This is a genomic window from Krasilnikoviella flava (assembly GCF_900167525.1).
GTDB classification, from domain to species: domain Bacteria; phylum Actinomycetota; class Actinomycetes; order Actinomycetales; family Cellulomonadaceae; genus Isoptericola; species Isoptericola flavus.
This window is the reverse complement of the sequence record NZ_FUZQ01000003.1, coordinates 566942-592844: the sequence shown is the minus strand read 5'-3', so window position 1 is coordinate 592844 and position 25903 is coordinate 566942. Positions and strand designations below refer to the sequence as shown.

At 75.3% G+C, this 25903-nt stretch carries 23 protein-coding genes and 1 riboswitch; of the genes, 5 read left to right on the top strand and 18 right to left on the bottom strand.

Translation table 11 applies throughout. The features are described from left to right. The first annotated feature begins 76 nt into the window (after positions 1-76). Positions 77-1948 (top strand): gamma-glutamyltransferase, encoded by a 1872-nt coding sequence (gene ggt, locus B5Y66_RS10640; protein WP_079574230.1) that lies wholly within the window; start codon positions 77-79, stop codon positions 1946-1948. An 80-nt stretch (positions 1949-2028) separates the two neighbouring features. Here the strand turns inward: ggt and B5Y66_RS10635 are convergent, their stop codons facing one another. Further along, positions 2029-2739, bottom strand: coding sequence for a phosphonatase-like hydrolase (locus B5Y66_RS10635; protein WP_079574228.1), 711 nt, complete (start codon positions 2737-2739; stop codon positions 2029-2031). A 40-nt stretch (positions 2740-2779) separates the two neighbouring features. Then, positions 2780-3955, bottom strand: coding sequence for a TIGR03364 family FAD-dependent oxidoreductase (locus B5Y66_RS10630; protein WP_079574225.1), 1176 nt, complete (start codon positions 3953-3955; stop codon positions 2780-2782). Positions 3956-4023: 68 nt separating this feature from the next. Between B5Y66_RS10630 and B5Y66_RS10625 the strand changes: the two genes are divergently transcribed. After that, positions 4024-4755 (top strand): GntR family transcriptional regulator, encoded by a 732-nt coding sequence (locus tag B5Y66_RS10625; protein WP_079574223.1) that lies wholly within the window; start codon positions 4024-4026, stop codon positions 4753-4755. An 11-nt stretch (positions 4756-4766) separates the two neighbouring features. On the opposite strand, the gene B5Y66_RS10620 is transcribed toward B5Y66_RS10625, so the two are convergent. The 4 genes from B5Y66_RS10620 to B5Y66_RS10605 are packed head-to-tail and all read right to left on the bottom strand — an operon-like array spanning position 4767 to position 9200. Next, a complete protein-coding gene (locus tag B5Y66_RS10620) occupies positions 4767-5822 on the bottom strand; it encodes a zinc-binding dehydrogenase (protein WP_079574221.1) in 1056 nt (351 codons plus the stop codon). Further along, positions 5798-7450 carry a phosphonate ABC transporter, permease protein PhnE gene (phnE, locus tag B5Y66_RS10615; protein WP_079574219.1) on the bottom strand — a complete coding sequence of 551 codons (1653 nt, stop codon included), beginning with the start codon at positions 7448-7450 and terminating at the stop codon, positions 5798-5800. The genes B5Y66_RS10620 and phnE overlap by 25 nt, the downstream gene beginning before the upstream one ends. Next, a complete protein-coding gene (gene phnC / locus B5Y66_RS10610; RefSeq protein WP_217700775.1) occupies positions 7447-8223 on the bottom strand; it encodes a phosphonate ABC transporter ATP-binding protein in 777 nt (258 codons plus the stop codon). Before phnC ends, phnE begins: the two co-directional genes overlap by 4 nt. A gap of 2 nt (positions 8224-8225) precedes the next feature. Next, a complete protein-coding gene (locus B5Y66_RS10605; RefSeq protein WP_079574215.1) occupies positions 8226-9200 on the bottom strand; it encodes a phosphate/phosphite/phosphonate ABC transporter substrate-binding protein in 975 nt (324 codons plus the stop codon). Between the two features lie 153 nt (positions 9201-9353). Here B5Y66_RS10605 and B5Y66_RS10600 point away from each other — a divergent pair, with 153 nt between their 5' ends. Then, entirely contained in the window at positions 9354-10562 is a 1209-nt protein-coding gene (locus B5Y66_RS10600) for an alpha-D-ribose 1-methylphosphonate 5-triphosphate diphosphatase (RefSeq protein WP_245807046.1), read from the top strand. Positions 10563-10571: 9 nt separating this feature from the next. On the opposite strand, the gene B5Y66_RS10595 is transcribed toward B5Y66_RS10600, so the two are convergent. Both B5Y66_RS10595 and B5Y66_RS10590 read right to left on the bottom strand, forming a co-directional pair. Further along, a complete protein-coding gene (locus B5Y66_RS10595; protein ID WP_079574213.1) occupies positions 10572-13463 on the bottom strand; it encodes an FAD-binding and (Fe-S)-binding domain-containing protein in 2892 nt (963 codons plus the stop codon). Positions 13464-13716: 253 nt separating this feature from the next. Beyond that, positions 13717-14202 carry a DUF1269 domain-containing protein gene (locus B5Y66_RS10590; RefSeq protein ID WP_079574211.1) on the bottom strand — a complete coding sequence of 162 codons (486 nt, stop codon included), beginning with the start codon at positions 14200-14202 and terminating at the stop codon, positions 13717-13719. 99 nt (positions 14203-14301) lie between these two features. Between B5Y66_RS10590 and B5Y66_RS10585 the strand changes: the two genes are divergently transcribed. After that, positions 14302-15282, top strand: a complete 981-nt coding sequence (locus B5Y66_RS10585) for a formylglycine-generating enzyme family protein (RefSeq protein ID WP_079574209.1) — start codon at positions 14302-14304, stop codon at positions 15280-15282. A 32-nt stretch (positions 15283-15314) separates the two neighbouring features. Here B5Y66_RS10585 and B5Y66_RS10580 read toward each other — a convergent pair whose 3' ends face one another. The 8 genes from B5Y66_RS10580 to B5Y66_RS10545 all read right to left on the bottom strand — a co-directional run bounded on the left by B5Y66_RS10580 (position 15315) and on the right by B5Y66_RS10545 (position 23867). Further along, on the bottom strand, positions 15315-15986 hold the full coding sequence (locus B5Y66_RS10580; protein ID WP_079574207.1) for a GAP family protein: 672 nt from the start codon (positions 15984-15986) through the stop codon (positions 15315-15317). 68 nt (positions 15987-16054) lie between these two features. Further along, the gene (locus B5Y66_RS10575) at positions 16055-16492 is read right to left on the bottom strand and encodes a (deoxy)nucleoside triphosphate pyrophosphohydrolase (protein WP_079574205.1); all 438 of its coding nucleotides are present in this window, start codon (positions 16490-16492) and stop codon (positions 16055-16057) included. Between the two features lie 129 nt (positions 16493-16621). Further along, positions 16622-16855: a helix-turn-helix domain-containing protein gene (locus B5Y66_RS10570; RefSeq protein WP_079574203.1), complete on the bottom strand. Its 234-nt coding sequence runs from the start codon at positions 16853-16855 to the stop codon at positions 16622-16624. 251 nt (positions 16856-17106) lie between these two features. Then, positions 17107-17475, bottom strand: a complete 369-nt coding sequence (gene gcvH, locus B5Y66_RS10565; RefSeq protein WP_079574201.1) for a glycine cleavage system protein GcvH — start codon at positions 17473-17475, stop codon at positions 17107-17109. Positions 17476-17535: 60 nt separating this feature from the next. After that, positions 17536-18702, bottom strand: a complete 1167-nt coding sequence (gene gcvT / locus B5Y66_RS10560) for a glycine cleavage system aminomethyltransferase GcvT (RefSeq protein ID WP_079574199.1) — start codon at positions 18700-18702, stop codon at positions 17536-17538. 92 nt (positions 18703-18794) lie between these two features. After that, complete coding sequence (gcvP, locus tag B5Y66_RS10555; protein ID WP_079574196.1) at positions 18795-21812, bottom strand: aminomethyl-transferring glycine dehydrogenase; 3018 nt, start codon at positions 21810-21812, stop codon at positions 18795-18797. Positions 21813-22026: 214 nt separating this feature from the next. Next, positions 22027-22132: riboswitch (glycine riboswitch) on the bottom strand. A 75-nt stretch (positions 22133-22207) separates the two neighbouring features. Further along, complete coding sequence (locus B5Y66_RS10550; RefSeq protein WP_079574194.1) at positions 22208-22873, bottom strand: HdeD family acid-resistance protein; 666 nt, start codon at positions 22871-22873, stop codon at positions 22208-22210. A gap of 85 nt (positions 22874-22958) precedes the next feature. Next, positions 22959-23867, bottom strand: a complete 909-nt coding sequence (locus B5Y66_RS10545) for a LysR family transcriptional regulator (RefSeq protein ID WP_079574192.1) — start codon at positions 23865-23867, stop codon at positions 22959-22961. A gap of 184 nt (positions 23868-24051) precedes the next feature. Between B5Y66_RS10545 and B5Y66_RS10540 the strand changes: the two genes are divergently transcribed. Next, positions 24052-24495 (top strand): CBU_0592 family membrane protein, encoded by a 444-nt coding sequence (locus B5Y66_RS10540; protein ID WP_176168839.1) that lies wholly within the window; start codon positions 24052-24054, stop codon positions 24493-24495. A 17-nt stretch (positions 24496-24512) separates the two neighbouring features. Here B5Y66_RS10540 and B5Y66_RS10535 read toward each other — a convergent pair whose 3' ends face one another. After that, positions 24513-25007: a DUF6328 family protein gene (locus B5Y66_RS10535; RefSeq protein WP_079574190.1), complete on the bottom strand. Its 495-nt coding sequence runs from the start codon at positions 25005-25007 to the stop codon at positions 24513-24515. Next, the gene (locus B5Y66_RS10530; RefSeq protein ID WP_245807045.1) at positions 25007-25777 is read right to left on the bottom strand and encodes an endonuclease/exonuclease/phosphatase family protein; all 771 of its coding nucleotides are present in this window, start codon (positions 25775-25777) and stop codon (positions 25007-25009) included. Before B5Y66_RS10530 ends, B5Y66_RS10535 begins: the two co-directional genes overlap by 1 nt. Between the last annotated feature and the right edge of the window lie 126 nt (positions 25778-25903).

The following is a 25903-nucleotide window of genomic DNA, read 5'->3' as shown; positions in this document are numbered from 1 at the left end:
GTCTCGGCGCGCGACTGGCGGCGAACTCCGCCAGTCTGGTGGATCATCCCCGCCTGACCTGCCCGAGGAGAGAGCCATGGACCACCGTCGTTCCAGCAGGCGCCGCTCCCCCGCCCCCGCCGTGCCGGCCCGCGCCACGGCGGCGCTCGCCGCGGCCACGCTGGCCGCGGGCCTCGGCGTCGTCGGCGCGGGCGCCGCCACCTCCGCGAGCGCCGACCCGCGTGACGACATGAAGGTGCCCACCGCCGTCGGCCACGGCGGCGCGATCAGCACCGTGGACCCGGAGGCGAGCCGCGTCGGGCTGGACGTGCTGCGCAAGGGCGGCAACGCGGTCGACGCGGCGGTGGCCGCCGCGGCCGCGCTGGGCGTCACCGAGCCGTACAGCGCGGGCGTCGGCGGCGGCGGGTACTTCGTCTACTACGACGCGGCCAGCGGCGAGGTGCACACGATCGACGGTCGCGAGACGGCTCCGGCGGACATGCCGAACGACGCGTTCGTCGACCCGGCGACGGGCAAGCCGTACCCGTTCACGCCGGACCTGGTGACGAGCGGCGTCTCCGTCGGCACGCCCGGCACGCCCGCCACCTGGGAGACGGCACTGGACGAGTGGGGCACGTACTCGCTGAAGAAGGCGCTCAAGCCGGCGACCCAGCTGGCGCGGCGCGGGTTCGTCGTCGACCAGACGTTCCACGACCAGACGGCGTCCAACGCCGCACGGTTCGCGGCGTTCCCGGCCACGGCGGAGCTGTACCTGCCGGGCGGCGAGCCGCCGGCCGTGGGCAGCGTGCTCCGCAACCGCGACCTGGCCGCCACGTACGACCTGCTGGCGAAGCACGGCACCGACGCGTTCTACGGCGGCGACCTCGCGGCCGAGATGGTGGACGTCGTGCAGCACCCGCAGACCTCGCCGGACACCGACCTGCCCGTGCCGCCCGGCTACCTCGACCTCGACGACCTGGCCGGCTACGAGGCGCTGCTGCAGGACCCGACCGTGTCCGACTACCGCGACTACGACGTCTACGGCATGGCGCCGTCGTCCAGCGGCGGGTCCACGGTCGGCGAGGCGCTGAACATCCTCGAGACGTTCGACCTCGCGGGCATGGACGACGCCGCGTACCTGCACCACTACCTGGAGGCGAGCGCCCTGGCGTTCGCCGACCGCGGCGCGTACGTGGGCGACCCGGCGTTCGTCGACGTCCCCCTCGCCACGCTGCTCTCCGACGACTTCGCGGCGGAGCGCGCCTGCCTGCTCGACCCGGAGGCGGCGGCGACCAAGCCCGTCGCGCCCGGCGACACCGACGCCGACGACGCGGCGTGCGGCGAGACGATCTCCCCCGCCGACTCCGACACGGAGAACGTCTCGACCACGAACCTCACCGTGGTCGACGGGGACGGGAACGTCGTCGAGTACACGCTGACGATCGAGCAGACCGGCGGGTCCGGGATGCTCGTGCCGGGCCGCGGCTTCCTGCTCAACAACGAGCTCACCGACTTCTCGACGGTGTGGGCGGCGGAGGACCCGAACCGCATCGAGCCGGGCAAGCGGCCCCGGTCTTCGATGGCCCCCACGATCGTGCTGCGCGACGGCGAGCCGGTGCTCGCGCTCGGCTCGCCCGGCGGGTCGACGATCATCACCACGGTGCTGCAGACCCTCGTCAACCACCTCGACCGCGGCATGCCGATCGGCGACGCGCTCGCAGCCCCGCGCGCGGCGCAGCGCAACACGGCGTCCGTCACCGCGGAGCCGGAGCTCATCGCCGCGTACGGGCCCGCGCTCGAGGCGTACGGGCACACGCTCGTGCCGTCGGGCGACCAGTTCACGTCCGCCGCCGAGATCGGCGCCGCGACGGCGGTGCAGATCGGCGACGACGGGCTGCTCACCGCCGTCTCCGAGCCGCGACGCCGCGGCGGCGGCGCGGCGATGGTGGTGCGGCCCGCGGACGGCTGAGCCGCTCCCGCTACAGGCGCCGCGGCTGCTCGTCCTGGCCGATGAGCGTGCGCCGCGTCACCCGCGCGACGGGGCGTCGCTCAGGCCGTGACCCGCTCCCCCGCGTCCGCGGCGACCGCCGGCAGGTCGGCCACGCCGTCGAGCACGTGCGTGTGCGGGGCGGCCTCCAGCACGGCGCGCGGCACCCCGCCGCTGAGCACGCCGACGACGAGCGCGGCCCCGGCGTTCGTCCCCGCCTCGAGGTCGAGCACCGTGTCGCCGACGGTGAGCACGCGGGCGACGTCGGTGACCCCGGTGCGCTCCATCGCCCGGTGCACCATGTACGGCGCGGGGCGCCCGGCGGGCACGTCGTCGGTGGTGACGACCGCGTCCACGACGCCCGCGGTCCAGCCGAGCCGGTCGAGCAGCAGCCCGGTGACGTCGGCGGAGAAGCCGGTGGTCAGGGCGATCCGGGCGCCGCGGTCGCGCAGCGCCGCGAACGTGTCGAGCACGCCGGGCATCGCGACCGGCGGGGTGACGTCGTAGGCCTCGAGCAGCAGGCGCTCGAAGTCGGCGAACGCCGGCTCGACGGCGGACGGGTCGCCGCCGAGCGCGAGCAGGGCACGGATGGCGGTGCGCTTGTCGGCGCCCATCCAGCGGGCGACGTCGGGCACCTCGGCGGTGCTCCCGTGCCGGCGGACCGCGGCGTGCAGCGCGCGGTAGACGACACCGCCCTCCTCCACGGTGGTGCCGGCGACGTCGAAGGCGGCGAGCTCGATCGGGGCGGGGACGTGCGGAGCGGTGTGGCTCACGGGGTTCCTTCCGGTGGGTGGGTCGTGGGGGCCGGGGCGCTCAGGCGACGCCGACGCGGTCGAGGACGTCGGCGGCGAGGCCGAGCCCGGTGGTCATGCCGATGCCCGTGGTGACGGTGGCGACGTGCACGCCCGGCGCGGGCTCGGCGACGAGGAACTCGCTCCCGGGCGCCGTGGCATAGGTGCCCTGCCAGCGCTCGACGACGCGCAGGTCGCCGCCGAACAGGTCGCGGCCCAGGCACAGGAGCAGGTCGAAGCCCTCCTCGTCCTGGAAGACGGGCGCGTCGGCGGCGCGCGCGTGGGTGTCGCCCAGGAGCAGCGTGTCCCCCTGCGGGGTCGCCATGAGGTTGACGTCCCACCGCGCCCCGGCCGGGTCGGCGTCGGAGAGCTCCGCCGCGACGTCTGCCGCCGACGAGCAGGCCATGAACGCGGCGTACCGCACCATCGACCAGCCGGTGAGGAGCGGCGTCGTGAGGCCGAGCGGGGCGTCGGGCCGCACGCGGAGCATGTGCAGGCGGCAGCGGCGCAGCCCGGCCGCCTCGGCGACGTCCGGCAGCAGGCGATCCAGGTCGTGGTGCGCAGCGACCAGCACGACGTCGGCCTCTTCGACGCCGCGCGTGGTCTCGACGCGGCCAGGCGCGACGGCGCGGGCGGCGGTGCGCCAGCGGAAGGTGACGCCCTGCGCCTCGAGCCACCGGGCCAGGGCCGGCGCCGCCGCGCGGGGGTCGACGAGCAGGTCGAGAGGCAGGTGCGCGCCGCCGACCACGGGCTGCGGCCGCACGGGCACGGCCGCCCGGGTCGCCGCGGCGTCGAGGAGACGCACCTCGTCGGGCCCGCGCGCGGCGGCGAGCTCGCCGAGCAGCCGCAGCTCGGCCGCGGTCCGCGCCACGACGTGCGTGCCCACCGGGGCGACGTCGAACCCCGCCGCCGCGCCGAGGGACAGCCAGCGCTCGCGGGCGGCGAGGGCGTACCGGCGCGCGTCGCCGGCCTGCGCCGTCGTGCACACGTGGCCGAAGTTCTGCACCGACGACCCGACCACGCCCGCCGCCTGCTCCACGACCGTCACCCGGTACCCGCGCCGGTGCGCCTCCGCCGCGGCGCCGAGCCCGACCACCCCCGCGCCCACGACGACGACCCGGCGGCCGGTCGCGGGCGACGGCACGCGCGGCGGCACCGTGGCGGTCGTCGTCGGGGCGGTCGTCGTGGAGCCGGTCATCGGGTCCCTCCGGGGAGCTGGTCGGCGTCGTTCACCGCACGGCCACCTGGGGCCGGTACGGTCCGGGCGTGGCAAGCGAGAAGGGACCGGCGACGCCGTCGGCGCAGATCGTGCGGGTGCTCGCGGACGAGCTCGCGGGGCTGCCGTCCGGCACGCGCGTCGCCTCCGAGGCGGAGGTGGGTCGCCGGTTCGGCGTCGGGCGCGCCGCCGCACGGGCCGCGCTGGGCGAGCTGGAGCGCCGGATGCTCGTGAGCCGCGTCCAGGGCCTCGGCACGTTCACGCGCCGCCGCGTCGACTACCTCGTGGCGCCGGGGCGCGCGCCGTCGTGGAGCCGGACCCTGCGCGAGGCCGGCGCGTCGCCGCGCACCGTCGTCCTGGCCTGCGACGACGTCGCGCTGCCGGACGACGTCGCCGGCGCGCTGGAGGTCCCGGCCGGCACGCGCGGGTTCCGGCTGGTGCGGCGGTCGCACATCGACGAGATGCCCGCCGCGTGGGGCGTCGAGTGGCTCGCCCGCCGCCTCGTGCCCGAGCTGCCCGCCGCGCTGCGGCTCGAGGAGTCCCTGGACACGATCCTGCGCGAGTCGGCCGGCACCCGCCCCGAGCGGGCGTGGACGCGGGCCAGCGTGGAGCCCGCGCCCGAGGTGGCGAGCGAGGGCCTCGGCTGCCGTCCCGGCGACCCGGCGTGGCTCATGGTGAGCCTCGCGCGCGACGGCACCGACGGCCGCCCCCTGCTGTTCACCGAGCGCTGGGTGCGCGCCGACGCCGTGCGCGTCGTGCTGGAGCTGGGCCAGGGCGGCTGAGCGGGCGGGCGTCACGGCGCCACCGCCGCGCGGGGCGCGGAGAGGGCCGGCCCGGTGAGCAGCGCGGCCACGTCGACCAGCGGCGCGGCGGGCGTGACGAGCTCGCCCCACGGCACGGCGTCGCGCGTCCGGTCGAGCAGCAGGAGCGCGGCCCGCAGGTGGCGGGGCTCGTAGTTGTGCACGCCGGTCACGGTGAGCCAGCCGCGCACCACGCGCTCCGGGTCGAGCGGCACGGCGGGCGACGGCGCCACCGACCCGACGAGCACGAGCCGCCCGCCGACGTCGAGCGCGTCCAGGCACCGGGCCACGGCGGGGCTCGCGCCGGAGAGCTCGATCGCGACGTCGACCTCCCCGACGGGCTCCGCGGTCCCCAGGGCCGCGTCAGCGCCGAACCGGGCCGCGAGGCCGCGGCGGCCCGGGTCGGGGTCGGTGACGACCACCTCCGCCGCCCCGGCGTCCCGCGCCGCCACCACGGCAGCGACGCCGAGCATGCCGGCGCCGCTGACGAGCACACGGCGACCGGGCAGCGGGCCGGCGGCCTCGATCGCCGCCATCACGGTTGCGGTGGCACACCCGGCGGGCGCGGCGAGGGCGTCGGGCACGGTCACCGGCACGCGGGCGATCGTCGACCCGGCCGGCAGCACGAGGTGCCGCGCGTACGTGCCGGACAGCGGCCAGGCCGAGTCGAAGGCCTCGTGTCCCACCTTGCGCACGGACCGGCACTTGGCCGTGCGCCCGGCCCGGCAGCGGTCGCAGTCCCCGCAGGCCACGGTCACGCCCCAGACGACGCGGTCGCCCGCGGCGAGCGCGCCGCCGTCGTCGCCCACGGCGCCGCCGGGGCCCACCTCGATGATCTCGCCGACGGCCTCGTGCCCGAGCACGGACGGCGACGGCGACGACCGCCGCCCCGAGACGGTGTGCCGGTCGCTGCCGCACACGGTGGCGAGCAGCACGCGCACGAGCACCTCGCCCGGGCCGAGCGCAGGGAGCGGGACGTCGACGATGCGGACGGCGTCGCCGCCCTCCCACAGCGCGACGGTGGTCAGGACAGCTGAGCGCGGATCCACCCGGAGAGCCTCTCGATGAGCAGGACGACGACGAACACGAGCAGGACGATCCCGCCCGCCACCTGGAAGTGGAGGGTGCGGACGGCCTCGAAGAGCAGGAAGCCGACCCCGCCGGCACCGACGATCCCGAGGATCGTCGAGGTGCGGATGTTGACGTCCAGGAGGTACAGCCCCGACCCGACGATCGCGGGCATGCCCTGGGGCAGCACGGCGGCGAACAGGACCTTCCACCAGCCGCCGCCCACGGAGCGGACGGCCTCCGCCGGCCCGGGCGGGATCTCCTCGACGGCGTCGGCGACGAGCTTGCCGAGGAAGCCGATCGACCCGATGCCGAGCGCGACGGCGCCCGCGACCGGCCCCAGCCCCACCGCGGCGACGAAGACGACCGCGAGGACGAGCTCGGGGATCGCCCGCACCACGAGGATCACGGTGCGGGCGGCGCCGTACACCAGCGGGTGCGGTGCCACGGTACGCGCGGCGAGCAGGCCCAGCGGCAGGGACAGCAGGACGCCGATGCCGGTGGCGGACAGCCCGATGGCGAGCGTCTGGAGCAGGGCCTCCCACAGCGCGGGGCCCAGGGTGGTGAGGTCGGGCGGGAACGTCCGGCCCGCGACGGCGAGCAGGGCGGGCACCGAGGTGACCAGGGCGAGCGGGTCGATGTCGAGCCGCACGAACGACACGACGAGCAGCACGGCGGCCGCTCCCCCGACCGCCAGGCGCACCGCACGGTCGCGCCCGTACCGGGGGTTCTTCGGCGCGAGCAGCGTGCGGCGGATCGCCATCGACAGCAGCTCCATGCCCGCGACCAGCACGAGGATGACCAGCACGATCCCCATCGCCTTGGGGTAGACGAGGCCGCGCAGCGCGTCCTGCAGGGCGAAGCCGATGCCGCCGGCCCCGACGAAGCCGAGCACCACGGAGGTGCGCAGGTTGATGTCCACGCGGTAGACGAAGGCCGAGACCCAGGCGGGCACGACCTGCGGCACGACGCCGTTGAGCAGCTCGCGCACCCGGCCCACGCCGACCGCGCGCACGGCCTCGCGCGGCCCCTCGTCGGCGCCCTCGATCGCGTCGGCGAACAGCTTGCCGAGCATGCCCACCGAGTGCAGCGCCAGCGCGAGCACGCCCGGCAGCACCCCGAGGCCGAGCGCCCGCACGAACAGGACCGCGAACACGAGGTCCGGCACCGCGCGGCAGAACGTGATGACCCCGCGGGCGGCGGCCGCCACCGCGGGGTGCGGCGTCGTGGTGCGCGCCGCGAGGAACGCCAGCGGCACGGACAGCAGCGTCGCCAGGACCGTGCCGAGGAACGCCATGAGCACCGTGTCCAGCGCGAGCGTCGCGATCCTGGCCGGGTCCGACAGCTCCGGCGGCACCATCCGGCCGAGCAGGTTCGCGACGTCCTCGCCGCCCGCGACGAGCGTGGGCAGGTCGAGGCCGATCGCCGACGACGCGACCAGCACGAGGACGACGCCGCCCCCGGCGAGCCAGCGCAGGGCCCGGCGCCGTCCGTCCGCCGGCGGGCGCAGCGGGTCCCGCCCCGGTGCGGGCGCGCGGCCCGCGCCGTCGTCGGGCCGCTCCGGTGCGGACGCCCCGCCGGGCGGCCGCGCCTGCGTCGCCGCCGTCATGCCGCCACCGCGGCGGGCTCGACCCGCCGGTAGATCGCCATCGCCTCGTCCCGCGTGAGCCCCGCCGCGGGCCGGTCGAGCACCTTCTCGCCCTGCCGCAGGCCGACGAGGCGGTCCGCCCAGCCGAGCGCGAGGTCCACCTGGTGCAGCGTGCACAGCACGGTGAGCCCCTCCTCCGCGCACACGCGCACGAGCAGGTCCATCACCGTGCCGGCGTTCTCCGGGTCGAGGGAGGCGACCGGCTCGTCGGCGAGCACGAGCTGCGGGCGCTGCATGAGCGTGCGCGCCAGCGCGACACGCTGCTGCTGGCCGCCGGACAGCGTGTCGGCGCGCTGGTACGCCTGCGCCGCGAGCCCCACGCGCTCGATGTGCGCCATCGCCTCCGCCCGCATCCGGCGCGAGTAGGTCGAGACGCCGTAGCGCGGCCCGCGCACCCGGCCGAGCCCGCCGATCAGCACGTTCTCGAGGCAGGTGAGGCGGCCCACGAGGTTGAACTGCTGGAACACGAAGCCCACCTCGGTGCGCAGGTGCCGCAGCTCGCGCGCGGACGCGCGGTCCACCCGCGTGCCGGCCACCGTCACCTCGCCGCCGGACGGCCGGTGCAGGCCGTTGAGGCAGCGCAGCAGCGTCGACTTGCCGGAGCCGGACAGCCCCAGCAGCACGACGAGCTCGCCGCGCGCCACGTCCAGGTCCACCCCGCCGAGGGCCGGCGTCCCGTCGAACTCCTTGCGGAGGCCGCGGACCCGCACCAGGGGCTCGTCGCCGGCCGGCACGGTCACTCCTCGCACTTGTCGGACTTGGTGATGGTGCAGACCTCGCGCGTGCCGTCGTAGTCCGCGTCCTTCGCGGGCACGAAGCCCCACGCGTCCTCGTCGGTGAGCAGGCACTCCCCGTCGCAGTAGCCCTGCTCGCGCAGGTAGTCGGCGTTCGCCTTCTCGGTGAGCAGCGTCGTGAGCTTCTGGTTCACCTCGTCCCCGAGGGCGTCGTTGCCGACGAACAGCGAGCCCGAGATCGTCGCCGACCTCCAGACCTCCTTGAGGTCGCCGTCGGCGAGGTCGCCCGACGCCGGCAGCGTCTCCTCGACCATCGACTGCATGGCGAAGCCCACCTCGCAGTCGCCCGACGCGACGGCCAGCGCCGACGCGTCGTGACCGCCCGCGTACACGGGCTCGACCCCGGCCGCGACGTCCTTCTCCGTGCCCGACTCGATGACGCCCGCGTCGATGAGGCCGGCGGACGGGTACAGGAAGCCCGACGTCGAGCCCGGGTCCACGAGGCAGACCGTCTTCCCCGCGAAGTCCTCCAGGCCGTCGACGGCGTCGTTGTCCCCCTGCGTGATGCCGAGGGAGTAGTAGCCGGGCTCCGCGCCCTTCTCGGCGATGACGGACGCCAGCGGCGTGATCGCGGCGTCGTTGTGCGTCGCGAGGACGTACCCGAACGACCCGAGGAAGGCGAGGTCGACCTTGTCGGCGATGAGCCCCTCGATGACGCCCGCGTAGTCGGAGGCCTGGCTGACCTCGACCTTCGCGCCCGTCTCCTCCTCGAGCATCTGGATGATCGGGTCGTAGCCCTCGGCGAGGTTCGTCGAGTTCTCCGCCGGGATGGCGCCCAGGCGCAGCACCTCGGGGAAGCCCTGCTCGGTGGTGCCGCCGCCCGCGGACGCCGTGCCCAGCGACCCGCAGCCGGCGAGCGCGACTGCCGCGGCGCCGGCGAGCGCCACGGCCGCGAGGGTGGTCCTGGTGGTCTTCATGTCGTCTCCGCCTCGAGGCTCTCCGCGTGCGCGCCGACCCCCGGCGCCGTCCAGGAGTCTGGAAGCCCGGGAAGAAGGGGTGACCCCGGGGACATGAACGCCGGGTGAAGCCTCGTTAACCGTCGCGCCAGGTCGTCCGGACAAGATGCCCCGGTGTTCACCGAGCTGCGCCCTACGACCGGGAGGCCCTGGCCGCTCGGCGCCCCGCCCGCAGAGTGGTCGCTCGCCGGCGTCCGCGCCGTCCTGCCCGACCGGGTGGTGGACGACGCCCGGCTCGTCGTGCACGCCGGCCGCGTGGCGGAGGTGGGCACGCGGCCGCCGGGCTTCCGGGCGGACCTCGACGGCGGCGGGGCGCTGCTGCTGCCCGGCCTCGTCGACGTCCACACGGACGTCCTGGCGCACGAGCGGCGGCCGCGCCCCGGGGCGGACCTGCCGCTCGACCTCGCGGTGCGGACCGCCACCGACAGGCTCGCCGCGGGCGGCGTGCTCACCGCGTTCCACGGGGTCCCGTTCGGCGAGCGCACGCCGGTCGGCCTCACGGCGGGCGACCCCGGGCCGGAGCCGCTGCTGGCGGCGCTGCGCGACCCGGTCGCCGTGGACGCGGGCGCGAAGGTGCTGCACCGGGTCGACGTGCGCTGCCCGACCGGGCTCGCGGACCTCGAGGCCGCCCTCGACGCCGACGCCTGCGGCGTGCCGCCCCTCGTCTCGCACGAGGACCACACCCCGGGCATCGGGCAGTACGCCGACCCGGCGACGATGGAGCGCTTCCTCGTCGAGCGCGAGGGCATGGACCCGTCCGACGCCCGCGCGCACGTGGCCGCCTGGCGGGCCGAGCGCGAGGACCGGTCGGAGGTCGCGACGGCCGCCCTCGACCGGTTGGGCGGGTGGGCCCGAGCCGGACGGGTCCGGCTCGCCGGGCACGACCCGCAGGACCGGGCCGACGTCGAGGCGCTCGTCGCCCGCGGCGGCGCCGTCGCCGAGTTCCCGACCACCGTCGAGGCGGCGCTCGCGGCCCGAGAGCACGGGCTGCACGTCGTGGCAGGCGGGCCCAACGCCGTCCGCGGCTCCTCCCACGCCGCCAACGTCTCCGCCCGCGAGCTCGTGGCCCGCGGCCTGGTCGACGCCCTGGCGTCCGACTACGTCCCGTCGTCCCTGCTCACGGCCGTCGAGGTGCTCGTGCGCGAGGGCCTCACCGACCTGCCCGGCGCCGTCCGGCTCGTGACGTCCGGGCCCGCGCGCACCGCGGGCCTGCACGACCGCGGCACGCTGGAGCCCGGCGCGCGGGCCGACGTCCTGCTCGTGCGTCGCGCGGGACGCTGGCCCACCGTGGTCGCCGCGCTGCGGGCCGACGTCGCCTCCTGAGCGCCGGGCTCAGCGCGTCGCCGCCTCCAGCAGCTCCAGCACGTGCACGTAGTCGCGCCCGGTGGCGCGCGCCATCCCCATCTCGCAGGTGCGGTTGGAGGAGACGTACGCGTCGTACCGGCCGCCCGGCAGCGCCCGCTCCCCCGCCGCGACGTCCGCGGCCTCGGCGTGCGTGGCGGCCGCGGTGAGCTCGGGGTGCAGCATGCCGCGGTCGCCGGCGAAGCCGCAGCAGCCCCACGCCGCCGGGACGACGGCGTCGTCGGCCACGGCGGCGGCGACGGCGGTCAGGTCGTCCACCGCCCCCAGGTGCACGGTCGCGCACGTGGGGTGCACGACGACGCTCCTCTGCCGCTCGATCGCCACCTCGCGGTCCGCGAGCGCCGGCAGCACGTCGGTCCGCACGAACGTCACGGCGTCGACGATCCGCAGCCTCCGGAACCGCTCGCGGTCCTGCGCCGACAGGTGGTGCCGCATCTCGACCAGCCCGTGCGTGCAGCTCGACGCGTCGCACACCACCGGCAGCTCGCCGCCGCGTGTCGCCGTCCACAGCGCGTCCAGCACCTGCCGCGCCATCCGCGCCGCGCCGTCGGGCAGGCCCTTGCTCACCCACGGCGTGCCGCAGCACAGCCCGCCGATCCCCTCGGGCACGGCCAGCCCGATGCCGGCACGCTCGCACAGGGTGCGGAAGGCGAGCTCCGCGCCGAGCGCGGACCCGTCGAAGTCCGGGAGGCCCCGGGGTGACGCGGCGAACAGCTCTCCCATGCAGGAGGCGAACAGCACGGCGCGGGGCGAGCCCCCGTCGCCTGCCGCGAGGTCGCCCTCCTCGCGCTGGAGGCCCGGTCCGGGCAGGTCGCGGTCGACCCGCGGCACGACGTCCGTCCCGACGACGCCGCGCGCCACCTCCGACGCGACGCGCACCACGGGCGTGGGCACCTTCTGCACCACGCCGAGCGCGCCGCGCAGCACGTCGACCACCGGCCCCCAGGACCCGGCGAGCGCCTCGGCGCCCTTCTGCACGAGCGCCGGGGTCGACCGCGCCCGGTGCCCCTTCATCACGACGCCCGTGTCGATGCCGACCGGGCACGCCTCGACGCACATCGAGTCGGCGGCGCAGGTCTGCACCCCCCAGTACTCGTACGCCTTCGCGAGCTCCTCACGCTCACCCTCGGGCGCGACGGCGAGCTCCTTGAGCAGCGCGATGCGCTGACGCGGCGTCGTCGTCACCGTGCGTGACGGGCAGCCCGGCTCGCAGTACCCGCACTCCACGCACCGGTCCACGAGCGGCGCGTCCTCGCCGCCGGCGGAGGCCTCGACCTTGAGGTCGCGCAGGTGCTCGCGCGGGTCGTCGGTGATGATCACGCCCGGGTTGAGCACGCCGCGCGGGTCGAACAGCCGCTTGACCTCCCGCATCACGGCGTACAGCTCGTCGCCGTACTGGCGGCGCACGAACGGCGCCATGATGCGGCCGGTGCCGTGCTCGGCCTTGAGCGAGCCGCCGTGGCCGAGCACCAGGTCGACGAGGTCGTCGCTGAAGGCCGCGTACCGGTCCAGCTCGGCCGCGTCACCGAGGCGCGGCGAGATCATGAAGTGCAGGTTGCCGTCCTTGGCGTGCCCGAACGTGACCGCGTCGTCGTAGCCGTGCCGGGCGAACAGGCCGCCCAGGGCCCGCACGGTCGCGGTGAGGTCCGGGACGGGGACGACGACGTCCTCCAGCAGCGCCGTCGCCCCGGCCGGGCGCGCGCCCGCGACCGCGGTGTACAGGCCCTTGCGCACCCGCCACAGGCGCTCGCGGGTGGCGGTGTCGGTGGTGAGCGTGGCGGGCAGCTCCAGCGCGAGGCCGCCGACGGCGGCGCGGGCGGCGTCCTGCAGCGGGGCGAGCCCGTCGTCGGTCGCGGCGCGGTACTCGACCAGCAGCGCCGTCTGCCCCGTGATGCCGGTGCCCCCGGCGAGCGCCCGCATCGAGGGGTCCGCCTTCGGGTCGGCTGCCGCCACGCGCAGCGACGCGGCGTCCATGAGCTCGATCGCCTCCGGCCCGGACGCGCCGAGCGGCACCAGCGCGTCCGTGGCGCGCTCGAGGGAGTCGAAGACCAGCAGCGTCGTCGCGGCGCGCGTCAGCAGCGGCACGGTGCGGAAGGTGACGTCGGCGACCCAGCCCAGCGTGCCCTCCGACCCGATCATCAGGTGCTCGAGGATCCTCACCGGGGTGTCGTGGTCGAGCAGCGCGTTCACCGAGTAGCCCATGGTGTTCTTCATCGCGAACTGCCGCTCCACCTCGGCCCGCATCGTCGCGCTGCCGCGCACGCGGTCGCGCAGCGCCGCGAGGCCGCGGTGCAGGTCCGGTTCGAGGGCGGCGAGGCGGACGTCGGCGTCCGGCGCGCCCGTGTCGACGACGGTGCCGCTGGGGAGCACCACCGTCATCGACTCCACGGTCCGGTACGCGGTGCGCGTGGTGCCCGACGACATCCCCGAGGAGTTGTTGGCCACCACTCCCCCGACGGTGCACGCGACCTCGCTCGCCGGGTCCGGCCCGAGCCGGCGGCCGTGGCGTGCCAGGTGCCCGTTGACCAGGCGCAGCGTGGCGCCCGGCTGGCAGCGCACCCGCTCCCCGCCGTCCAGCACCTCCACCCGCGCGAACCGGGTGCGCGTGTCGATCAGCATCCCCGCGCCCGACGCCTGTCCCGACAGGCTGGTGCCGCCCGAGCGGAACGTCACCGCCAGCCCGCGCCGGCTCGCCTCCCGCATCGCCGCGACGACGCCGTCCAGGTCGTGCGCGCGCGCCACCGCCTCGGGGCGCAGCAGGTAGTGCGACGCGTCGTGCGCGTGCGCCACCCGCGTGAGCAGGTCGGTCCGCAGCTCGAAGCCGTCGTCGGCCCCGCCGCGGGCCGCGGTCCGTCCCGTCATCGCCCCTCCTTCGTCGCCAGCGCCGCCAGCCGGCGGCGCCGCTCCACGACGCTCGACCCCCGGTCGTCGAGGAGCCCGGGGGCCACGGCGAGCGGCGCGAGGTGCGGCACGGATGCTCCGTCCTTCGGGGTCGACGTCGACCACGGATGCTGGGCGCTGCGGCCACCGTACCGTCGCCGCCGCCGCACGCCCCCGCTCCCGCGGGCGCCGGAGACGACGTGCGCGGCGCGCCGGGCCGTACCCCGGCGCGCCGTCAGGCGCCGAAGGTCTCCAGCAGCGCCGCGCGCTCCGCGTCCGTGAGGTTCGTGGCGATGAGCGTGGCGTGCATGCCGTGGAACCGCTCGCCGACACGGTCGGTGTCGCCGTCCTCGGTGACCGCGAACAGGGCGGAGGTGCCGGTGGTGACCTGCTCGCGGATCGTCTCGAGCTGCGTCCTGCCGATGCCGACGGCCGCCGTGGTCTTGGAGATGGCGCCGATCGCCGCCCCGGCGGCGGCGCCGAGGATCGGCATGAAGAACAGCACGCCGAGCAGCAGGCCCCAGAAGGCGCCCCACCCGGTGCCCCGCTTCTGGTCGTCGTGGGAGTGCTTCGTCGTGGGCGTCGCCTGACCGACGGGCCACGAGACGACGGCGTGGTCGATCACGGTGATCAGCCCGTCCGATGCCGCGCTCCGGAGGATCGCCGCGGCCCCGTCGGCCGCCACGGGGTCGTCGAACTTCCAGACGGTGAACGTGGCCATCGAGGGGTCCTCTCGGTCGGTCGCGGAGACAGGGATGTCGCCGGACCGATCGTGGCACCGGGCGTGCCACGCCGCGCGGCGACCGGGCAGGATGGCCCCATGACTACCGCCACCGCTCTCACCCCGCTGGTGGAGGTCCCCGCCGGGCGGTTCCGCATGGGATCCACGGAGTTCTACCCGGACGAGGGCCCGGTGCGGGACGTCGAGGTCGACGCCTTCGCCGTCGAGCAACATCCGGTGACGAACGCCCAGTTCGCGCGGTTCGTCGCCGAGACGGGGTACCTGACCGTGGCCGAGCGCGAGCTCGACCCCGCCGACTTCCCCGGCGCGGACCCCGCCGTCCTGGTGCCCGGCGGACTCGTCTTCACCCCCACGCGCGGGCCGGTGGACCTGGCCGACTGGACGCGGTGGTGGCGCTGGCAGGCCGGCGCGTCGTGGCGGCACCCGGGCGGCCCGGGCACGGGTGTCGACGGCCGCGGGGACCACCCGGTGGTGCTCGTCGCGTTCGACGACGCCCTCGCCTACGCGCGCTGGGCGGGCCGCGACCTGCCCACGGAGGCGGAGTTCGAGTACGCCGCGCGCGGCGGCACCGACGGCGCCCGGTACGCGTGGGGCGACGAGCCACGGCCGGACGGCCGGCTCATGGCGAACACGTGGCAGGGCCGCTTCCCGTACGCGAACACGGGCGCCGGCGGTTGGGTGGGCACCTCCCCCGTCGGCTCCTTCCCCGCCAACGGCTACGGCCTGGCGGACATGATCGGCAACGTGTGGGAGTGGACGACGACGTTCTACCTCACCGGCGACGCCCGGCACGCGCACGACGGCGCGTGCTGCGCGCCGTCGTCCGACGACCTCGGCCCCGCCGCCCGCGCGTCGATCGCCCCCGGCGAGCGGCAGCCGCGCAAGGCGCTCAAGGGCGGGTCCCACCTGTGCGCGCCCGAGTACTGCCTGCGCTACCGCCCCGCCGCACGCTCCGCGCAGTCCGTGGACTCCGCCACCACGCACATCGGCTTCCGGTGCGTGGTGCGGCCCGCCGCGCCGGCCATGCCGGCCGGCGCGGCGGACCTCCTCGCAGGCTGAGCCCGCCCGCTGGGTGGCGGACGGGTCGAGGATCAGAGCGCGGTGATGCCGTCGCCGATCATCTTGGCGCCGATGACGAGCAGCAGGACGGCCATGATGACGGCGTTGTTGGTGATCATCCAGGTCTTCAGCCCGTCGAGGACGGCCGCGGCGCGCTCCCCCATGACGAGGTAGATGATCAGCGGGGTCACGACGCCGGCGCTGGCGATCAGCGCGAAGACGACGGCGGCCACGACCTGGGCGTTGGTGTCGCCCGGCGCGGCCGCGGCGATGGCGGCGCCGCCGGACACGACGAGCAGCAGGTTCTTCGGGTTGACCGCGGACAGGAGGACGGCGAGGCCGAGCGCCTTGCCCGGCGTGAACTGGTCGATCGCGGCCATCCACTTCGGCGTCTCCGGAGCCACGCCCTCGCGCGGCCGCCCGCGCCACTGCTTCACCGCGAGCAGCAGGAGCAGCACGCCGAGCACGATCTTCGTCACGCTCGCCCAGGCGGGCGGGCCGCCGTCGTCCGGCGCGGAGGACCCGGCGAGGACGGCAACCAGCGCGACGACGACCAGGACCGCGACGAACCAGCCGACCAGGAAGGCGCCGGCGTTGGCCTTGGCCCGCCTGCTGACCAGCATCAGCACGACCGCCACGATGGGCAGCGGGCTGATGAGCACACCCACCGCCACGGGCAGGGACTGGCCGATCGCTGCACCCACGCGCTGCTCCTTCGTCCGACGATGGTCCGAACCTAGGCGCGGCGGCGCGATGGTGCCTGCGGGGCGATTCAGCGGGCGGCGTCGACCGGGTCGAGGACGGTCTCGAGCGTCTCGACGATGCGGACGTCGCCGTCCAGCCAGTCGACGTCGAGGAGCGTCTCCCGGTCCAACCAGCGCAGGTCGTCGTGCTCCACGAGGGGCCGCGGGTCACCCTCGGCGACGGTCGCGAACCACAGCCGCAGCACGTGCCGGTCCGTGATGATCCAGCCGCCGTCGTCGGGGCCGGGCACCTCGTCGCCGAGCTCGACCCGCACGCCCAGCTCCTCGCGCAGCTCGCGGTGCAGCGCCTCGACCGGTGTCTCCCCCGGGTCCACCTTGCCGCCGGGGAACTCCCACCGCCCGACGAGGTGCTCGGGCCGGCTCCGCCGGGCAGCGAGCAGGCGCGCCGGGCGGTCGAGGTCGTCGACGATCGCGGCGGCGACCACGAGGCGGCGTGCTGCTGTCATACCGCGAGTCTGCCATCCGGCACCGGTGGCCCGTGCTCGAGGCACCGTGCCCGGTACCGTGCCCGGACGTGCGAGAGCCCCGCACCGACGACCTCCCCTGTCGTCGAGCGGGGCCCGGCACCACCGCTGTCAGATGGCGCCGAAGCCGGCCTGTCGCGCCCATGCGACAGCATCGGCCCGGCTCGAGACGCCGATCTTGCGGTACACGCTGCGAACCTGCGACTTCACCGTGTTGCGGGTGACGAAGAGCTTGGTCGCGATCTGCTCGAGGGTGACGTCCTCGGACAGGTTGGACAGGACCACTCGCTCGCGACGCGTCAGCAGGCGGTTCGGCACAGGGCCAGCCATCTCGATGATGCTCATCGTTTTTCCTCCGGCGACGGCCGTCGACCGAAAGTCGACCAGGGGAAGCCGTCATGGATGAAGAAGGTCGGGGAGCCCCGTTATGACGCGGAAGAACTTGGGATAGTTGCCGCGAACCGACGACGGCGGCCGGCCGCACGCCCTCGAAGGGCGGGGCCGGCCGCGTCGTCGCAGGTCAGCGCGGTTATCCCAGGCAATCAACCCAATTCGGGCGCCGATGTCACGATTTGGTCACGATGCCGGGGAAAGCGTCAGCCCGCCTGGGCGGCGTACTCGTCGGCCGTCAGCAGGGCCCCGCGTGAGGTCACGTCGACCTTGAAGAGCCAGCCCGCGCCGAACGGGTCGGAGTTCACGACGGCGGGGTCGTCCACCGCGGACTGGTTGACCTCGACCACGGTGCCGCTCACCGGCGAGTACAGCTCCGAGACGGACTTGGTGGACTCGATCTCGCCGACGACGGCGCCCGCCTCGATCGAGGCGCCCACCTCGGGCAGCTCGAGGTAGACGACGTCGCCCAGCGCGTCGGCGGCGACGGAGGTGACGCCGATGGTCGCGGGCGACGCGTCGTCGACCCACTCGTGCTCGGCGGAGTAGCGGAGGTTCTCGGGGAAGTCGGCCATGGGGACTGCTCCTTCGGTGTTCACGGCTGGAGAGGGAGGGGGTGCTCGAGGACGATCGTCCTACGCCCGCTTGTAGAACGGCAGCGGCACGACGACGAACGGCTCGGCTCGGCCGCGGACGTCGACCGCGAGCTCCGAGCCCTCGGCGGACACCTCGGGCGTCACGTACGCCATCGCGACGGGGTACCCGAGCGTCGGCGACGGCGCGCCCGACGTCACGTGCCCGACGACGGCACCCACGGCGCCGTCGAGACCGCGCTGCACGACGTCGTAGCCCGCGCGGGCGGGCCGACGACCCTCGCCGCGCAGCCCGACGAGCACGCGCGCCGGCGCGCTCTGCGCCCGGGCCGCGAGCGCGTCGCGCCCCACGAACGGCAGGGCCTCGCCGTCCGCCCCCGTCTTGTCGAGCTTCACCACGCGGCCGAGGCCGGCCTCGTACGGGGTGGTGGTCTCGTCCAGCTCGTGCCCGTACAGCGGCATGCCGGCCTCCAGGCGCAGCGAGTCGCGCGCGGACAGGCCCGCCGGGACCAGGCCGCGGGGCTCCCCCGCCGCGAGCAGCGCGCGCCAGAGCCCCACCGCCCGGTCGGCGGGGACGAACAGCTCGAAGCCGTCCTCCCCCGTGTACCCGGTGCGGGCCACGAGCACCGCGACCCCGGCCACCGTGGCGGGCGCGGAGGCGTAGTACTTCATGGTGCGGACCGTCTCGACGTCGTCCGCGGCCGTGAGGGACGCGACGATCTCCTCGGCCTGCGGGCCCTGCACCGCGACCAGCGCCGTCTCGGCCGACCGGTCCGTCACGACCGTGTCGTGCGCGGCCGAACGCGCCACCAGCTCGGCCGCGACGCGCGGCGCGTTGCCCGCGTTCGCGACGACGAGGAAGTGCTCGTCCGCCAGCCGGTACACGATGAGGTCGTCGAGCACGGCGCCGTCGTCGGCGCAGATCATCGAGTACCGCGCCCGGCCGACGCCGATCGCGCTCGCGTTGCCGACCAGGGCGGCGTCGAGCGCCGCGCCGGACTGCGGCCCCTCGAGATGGATCTCCCCCATGTGCGACAGGTCGAACAGGCCCGCGGCGTCGCGCACCGCACGATGCTCCGCGAGGTCCGAGGTGTAGCGCAGCGGCATCAGCCAGCCACCGAAGCCGGTGAGGCTGGCGCCGAGCGCGACGTGCTCGTCGTGCAGCGGCGTGGTCTTGTCCTGCGTCGGGTCCTGCTGGTCCTCGGCCATCGAGGCTCCCTTCGTTGATGAACGTCGTCGGTCGAGCCTGTCGAGACCCGTGGCCGTGTCGACACCGTGGCCTCGACAGGCTCGACCGACGATCAGACGGCGTACGACTCGATGGGCGGGCAGGCGCACACGAGGTTGCGGTCGCCCTTGGCGCCGTCGATGCGCCGCACCGGCGACCAGTACTTCCCCGCGCGCAGGCTCGGCAGCGGGAACGCGGCGAGCTCCCGGGAGTACGGGCGCTCCCAGCCGTCCGTCATGAGGCTCGCCGCGGTGTGGGGTGCGTGCCGCAGGGGCGACTCCTCCGCGCTCCACTCCCCCGCCCCGACGCGGTCGATCTCGGCGCGGATGGCGATCATCGCGTCGACGAAGCGGTCCAGCTCGGCGAGGTCCTCGCTCTCCGTGGGCTCCACCATCAGGGTGCCGGCCACGGGGAACGACAGCGTCGGCGCGTGGAAGCCGTAGTCGATGAGGCGCTTGGCCACGTCCTCGGCCGTCACGCCCGTCTCCGCGGTCAGCGCGCGCAGGTCGAGGATGCACTCGTGCGCCACCAGGCCGTTCTCGCCCGTGTAGAGCACCGGGAAGTACGGGTCCAGCCGGGACGCGACGTAGTTCGCGGTGAGGACGGCGGCCTTCGACGCCTCGGTGAGCCCGTCCGGACCCATCAGCGCCAGGTAGGCGTACGAGATCGGCAGGATGCCCGCCGAGCCGTGCGGCGCCGCGCTCACCGGCGCGATCCCGTCCTGCGCGACGACGCCCGGCGTCGGGTCGGCCGGCAGGAACGGCACCAGGTGCGCCGCCACCGCGACCGGGCCCACGCCCGGGCCACCGCCGCCGTGCGGGATGCAGAACGTCTTGTGCAGATTGAGGTGCGAGACGTCGCCGCCGAACTCCCCCGGCCGCGCCAGCCCGACCAGCGCGTTGAGGTTCGCGCCGTCGATGTACACCTGACCACCTGCCTCGTGTACAAGATCGCAGACCTGGCGGACATGCTCCTCGTAGACGCCGTGGGTCGACGGGTACGTGATCATGATCCCGGCCACCTGCGGACCGTGCTGGTCCAGCTTCGCGCGCAGGTCGTCCAGCTGGATCTCGCCGTCGTCCGCCGTCGCCACGACCACCACGCGCAGCCCGGCCAGCGCCGCCGACGCCGCGTTCGTGCCGTGCGCCGACGCCGGGATCAGCACGATGTCGCGGTGCTCCTCGCCGCGCGACCGGTGGTACCCCTTGATCGCCAGCAGGCCCGCGAACTCCCCCTGCGAGCCCGCGTTCGGCTGCACCGACACCGCCGCGTACCCCGTGATCTCCGCGAGCTGCGCCTCGAGCGTCGACACCAGCTCCGCATAGCCCAGGGCCTGGTCAGCCGGCACGTACGGGTGGATGTCCGCGAAGCCCGGCCAGCTGATGGCCTCCATCTCCGCCGTGGCGTTGAGCTTCATCGTGCACGAGCCCAGCGGGATCATCGTGCGGTCCAGCGCCAGGTCCTTGTCGCTCAGCGCGCGCAGGTAGCGGAGCATCGAGGTCTCGCTGCGGTGCATGTGGAAGATGGGGTGCTGGAGGAACGGCGTGGTGCGGGTGACGGCCTCGGGCAGGGCGACGGGCTCGGGAATGCCGCGCACGGACGCGTTCACGGGCGCCAGGGCGCCCTCCACTTCGGGATTGACGTCCGTGCGCGCCCTTCCCGAGCCCGCCACCTTCGCGTCGGTCTCACCGTGGCCGTTGCTCAGCACGGTGGAGAACGCCGACAGGACGGTCGTCACGTCTGCGGACGTGGTGGTCTCGTCGCAGGCGATCTGTACATGGTCCGCGTCGGCCTTGTACAGGTTGTAGCCCGCCGTCGCGGCGGCCGTGACGACCTGCTGGGCGACGCCCGGGACGACGGCGCGGACGGTGTCGAAGAAGACGTCGTGCTCGACGGTGACACCCGCGGCGCGCAGGCCCGCCGCGACGGCCGCGGCGCGGGCGTGGGTGCGCTCCGCGATCGCCCGGAGGCCGTCGGGGCCGTGGTAGACGGCGTACATCGAGGCCACGATGGCGAGCAGGGCCTGGGCGGTGCAGATGTTGCTCGTCGCCTTCTCGCGGCGGATGTGCTGCTCGCGGGTGGCCAGCGCCAGGCGCAGGCCCGTGGCGCCGTCGGCGTCGGTCGAGACGCCGACCAGGCGGCCCGGGAGCTGGCGCTCCAGCCCCTTGCGCACGGCCATGAAGGCGGCGTGCGGGCCGCCGTAGAACAGCGGGACGCCGAAGCGCTGCGCCGAACCGACCGACACGTCCGCGCCGAGCTCGCCAGGGGAGGTGAGCAGGGTCAGCGCCAGGAGGTCCGCGGCCACCGTGACCAGCGCGCCGCGCTCCTTGGCCTCGGCCACGACGCCACGCGCGTCGAGCACGCGTCCCGACGCGCCCGCCTGCTGCACCACCACGCCCACCAGGTCGCCGTCGGGCAGCGAGCCGCCCCCGGCCACGAACGCGTCGAGGCCCGCCGCGAGGCCGCCGTCGAGCCCGACGACGACCGCCGGGAGGCCGATGGCCTCCGCGCGACCGCGCGTGACCGACAAGCTCTGCGGGAACAGGTCGGCGTCGAGCACCACGTACCCGCTCTTCGCCCGCGAGGCGCGCCACATCAGGGCCACGGCCTCAGCGACGGCGGTCGCCTCGTCGAGCAGCGACGCACCGGCGATCCCCAGCCCCGTCAGGTCCTCGACGGCCTGCTGGAAGTTGAGCAGCGCCTCGAGGCGGCCCTGCGAGATCTCCGGCTGGTACGGCGTGTACGCCGTGTACCAGGCGGGCGACTCCAGCACGTTGCGGCGGATCACCGGGGGAGTGGCGGTGCCGTAGTAGCCGAGGCCGATCATCTGCCGCTTGACCTGGTTCCTGCCCGCGAGGTCGCGCAGGTGCGTCAGGACCTCGGCCTCCGAGCGGGCGGCCGGCAGGTCGAGCGGGCGGTCGGTGCGGATCGTCGCGGGGACCGCGGCGTCCACCAGCGCGTCGAGGCTCGCGTGGCCGAGCTGGTCGAGCATCGCGGCGACCTCGCGGCCCCGCGGGCCCACGTGCCGGTCGGCGAAGACGTCGGGGTCGACGCCGGTGAGGAGGGGCGAGTCGTCCGGGAGGGTGGTCACGTCGGAGCTCCGTGGGTCGGGCCGGGCAGGCGGGGGACGGGCGGTGTCCTCCCCGCTCTGTCATCGGACGCGCGCGCGTCGACCTGAGAGTTTTGCCGGTCCGCCATGGCGTCGTCGCAGACGTGACCTACGACGTCGACGGGGCGCGCCGACTTGCACCGTCGGTGGGCCCGGGCCGCCGCAGGGACGGGACCGGGCCGCTTTCCAGAGTTGCCTCGCCACGACGGTACGGATGCCTGAGAGTTTCCCGGGGAGGGTTGCTCCTTCGGCGCCGGCCGTCCCCTGGTGGGGCACGGCGCGAGCTCTCCCGTCGCGGTTCGAGCGGCTATGTGGCAACCGCATCGGGGTGCGGCCGCGTTGTGGGCAGCCGGGGCTGCGGTGTGACGCGGCCGATCCTACCCGCCCGGGGCGTCGCCCCGGGCCTTCCGGGCGTCGCGGGCCCGGGTGCCGGTCGCGAACGCGCCCACCACCAGCACCGCGCCCGCGAGCACGAGGTACAGGGCCAGCAGCTGGCCCGAGGTCGCGACGTCCGAGCTGGGCCGCAGGAGCATGACCAGGCCGAGCACGATCCACAGCACCGCGTTGACGAGCTGCCAGTCCCACGACGCCGTCCGCAGCGCGCGGCCCCGTAGCCCGCCGATGACGCCGACGGCACCGGCCGCGCACGCCCAGACCGCCACCACCAGGTACATCACCGGGCCGGTCATCGAGGGCCACACGACGATGAGCACGCCGGCGAGGATGCTGACGACGCCGGCGATCAGGCGCCAGCTGACCTCGTCGCCCGCGCCCTGCGGGCGGCCCGACCGCCTGGTCGGCGCACCCTCGAACGTGAGCAGCACGCCCTGCGCGACGATCACGCCGCCCACCAGCCACCGGACCCACACCAGGCCTCGGTCGGGGTTGGCGAACAGCACGATCCCCGCCGCCAGGTACATCGCCGCACGCAGGTACACGAGACCCCAGAGCCGACGCGCAACGCCGAACGTGCGGTCGGACAGGGGCGCCGCCTCGCGCCCCGGACCGTCCGCGGAGCCCGAGCCCGCCGTCGTGTCGCCCATGTCGCGATCGTAGGAGCGCCGGGGCCCGGCCGCGCGCGGGACCTGCGGCGGCGTCGCGGGGGTCGTGGTTGTCGCGGGTGTCGCGTCAGCCGAGCTCGAGGTCGCGGGTCACCTCGACCATGGCGTCGACGACGGCGCGCACGGCCGGGCCCGGCTCGTGCCGGGTGGCGCGGTGCCGGGCGACGATCCGGCGCGTGCCGAGGCCGGCGAGGCGCGCGACCTCGACCCCCTCCGGGACGTCGCCGCCCTGCAGCGCGAGCGCCGGCAGCATGGCCACGCCCTGGTTGGCCGCGACGAGCGCGAGCGCGGTGTCGAAGTCGAAGAACGCGTGCCGCTGGCTGACGGTGGTGCCCAACGTGCGCGCCAGACGCCGCAGGGCACGGTCGGACGCCGTGTCGGCCTCCGCGCCCACCCATTGCAGGTTCGCCAGGTCGTCGAGGCGCTCGGGCATGGGCAGGCCGGCCGGGACGACGACGCACCAGGGCTCGTCGAGCAGGGGCACGTCGTGCACGCCGCGGGGCGCGGGGGAGTCCATGTCGGAGTCGCGCTCGAGGAGGATCACGTCGAGGTCGCCGGCGCGCAGCATGCGGATCGCCTCGGCCGGCTCGTGCTCGCGCACGTCCACCTCGACGCCCGGGTACTGCTCGGCGAGGTCCAGCAGCATCGGCGCCACCACGGCGCGGATCCCCGTCTGGAAGGCGCCGAGCACGACCTTGCCGCTCACCCCTTCGCCGAGGGCCGCGATCGCCTGCCGCGCCTCGAGCAGCTCGGCCTCGATGCGCTCGCCCGCCTCGGCCAGCACGCGGCCCGCCGGGGTGAGGGTGACGCCGCGCGGGCCGCGGTCGAGGACGGCGATGCCCTCCTCGGACTCGATCCGAGCGATCTGCTGGGACACCGCCGACGGGGTGACATGCAGAAGATCTGCTGCCGCGAGGACGCCTCCGGCACGGTGCACGGCAAGGAGGAAGGCAAGTCTCCGTGGGTCTGTGGCCATGTAGTGATACTAACTGCCCGTCGGAGAAGGATTTGATTGTGCTGAAGGCAGATCGTGCTGCAGAATCGTTTCGACGCCAGCCGGATCTCTCCGGTTCCCGGTTCTCGGGGCGGCGCCCACATCCCTCAGTTCCTTCCTTCGTGTGGCACACCTGTGCCGCGCCGACACCCCCGGAGGTGCCGTCATGACGATCTCCCTGCTGACCGTGATTACTGCCTTCGGGTGGATCGGCGCCATCGCCGTCGTCCTCGCCTACGGCATGGTGAGCAAGGGCCGCTGGACCGCCGACTCGCTCCCGTTCCAGCTGTCCAACTTCGCCGGCGCGGCCGTGATGCTCGTCATCGCGATCGCGAACGGCATCTGGCCGTCCGCCCTGGCGAACGTCGCCGCCGTCGTCATCGGCGCCGCGGCGATGCGCACCATCGCCCGCGCCCGCCGCGCCGAGCGTGCCGCCACCGCGCAGCTCGCCGCCGTCCGGGCGACCGGCGACCCGCGCGCCGTCGCCGTCGTCGACGGGTCCGCCGACCCGACCGCCGGCGTCCTCGTCGCCGAGCCCGCGGGCGACGCCGAGCCCGTGGCTGACGTGGCCGAGCTGCCGCGCCAGGAGCGCGTCGACCTCGCCGCCTGACGGCGAGGTCGCGGCGGTCACGACCGCCGGCGCACCACGGCCGGCACCACGGCCCACAGGCCGAGCAGCACGACGGCCGACGCGGCCCCGACGACGATCCCCGCCGTCCGACCCATGACGACGTCGAACACCAGCTCCGCCGTGCCCGCCAGCGCGATCGCGAGGAGCACGAGCCCGGCGCGCGCCATCCGGTCCCCGCCGGTGACCACCGAGCGCTTGAGGTGCTGGCGGAACAGCCCCCGGTGCAGCGCGACCGGCGCCACGAGCAGGCCCGTCGTCGCCACGCACACGAGCACCAGCGCGAGGTACACCGCGCGCTGGAAGTCGTCGAGATCTCCGAAACGGCTCTGGAACGGCAGGATCAGCAGGAACCCGGTGAGGATCTGTACGCCCGTCTGCATGACGCGCAGCTCCTGCAGCAGCTCGTTCCAGTTCCGGTCCGAGCGCTGCTCCGGCGTCTCCGGGCGACCGTGCCCCCGGTCCGGCACGCCGCCGGCGGGCTCGTCCGTCATCACGCCCCCTCCCCGTCGCCCAGCACAACGTCGACCACGACAGCGCGGTGGTCGCTGACGCCGAGGTCGACCGCCCGCGCTGCGGCCGTCGCGACCACCGGACCGTCGGCGAGCACGTGGTCGATGCGGAGCCACGGGCGCCCGCGCGGGTAGGTCGGTACGTGCACCAGCTCCCGCCAGCCCGTGCGCCGGGCCGGCAGGTCGCCGCGCGTGTTGAGGTCGCCCAGCAGCACGAGCGGGCGTGGCGCGTGCCGCAGCCGGTACCGCAGCCGGCGCAGCTGCTCCCGCTTCCACGGCTCGCTCTTCGACAGGTGCGTCGTGACGACGGTCAGCGGCCCGTCGGGGGTCGCGACGGCCGCCGCGACCGCGACGCGCGGCTCGTCCACCCCGAGCGGCGGCAGGCCGGGCAGGTTGAGCCCCGGCAGCCGCATCGGGTGCCACGCCCGCACCGGGTGGCGCAAGAGCAGCGCGACGCCGTACCCGGGCGGGGCGGGCAGCCGGCCGTCGTCGCCCGTCGTCGTGCGCGGCGCACGACGACGCCGCCATGCCGGGTCGAGCGCGCCGCGGATCGCGGGGACGAACCGGTGCTCCGCCATCCCGAGCGCCGTGGCGAGCCGGTAGGTCTGGGCCTCGCCGTCGGACCGCGCCTGGCCGTGGTCCACCTCCTGCAGCGCGACGACGTCCCCGTCGAGGTCGGCCAGCGCCGCCCCGAGGCGGTCGAGGTCCACGTGGCGCCCGTCCACCAGCGCATGCTGGACGTTCGCCGTCACCAGCCGGATCATCCGCCCTCCGTCCGCGAGGTAGTCCGGGGCCTGCCGAGGTAGTTCAGTTCTCGCCGAGGTAGTTCGAGGCACCGCGAGGTAGTGCGAGCCTCCCGCACCACGACGCGTCTCGCA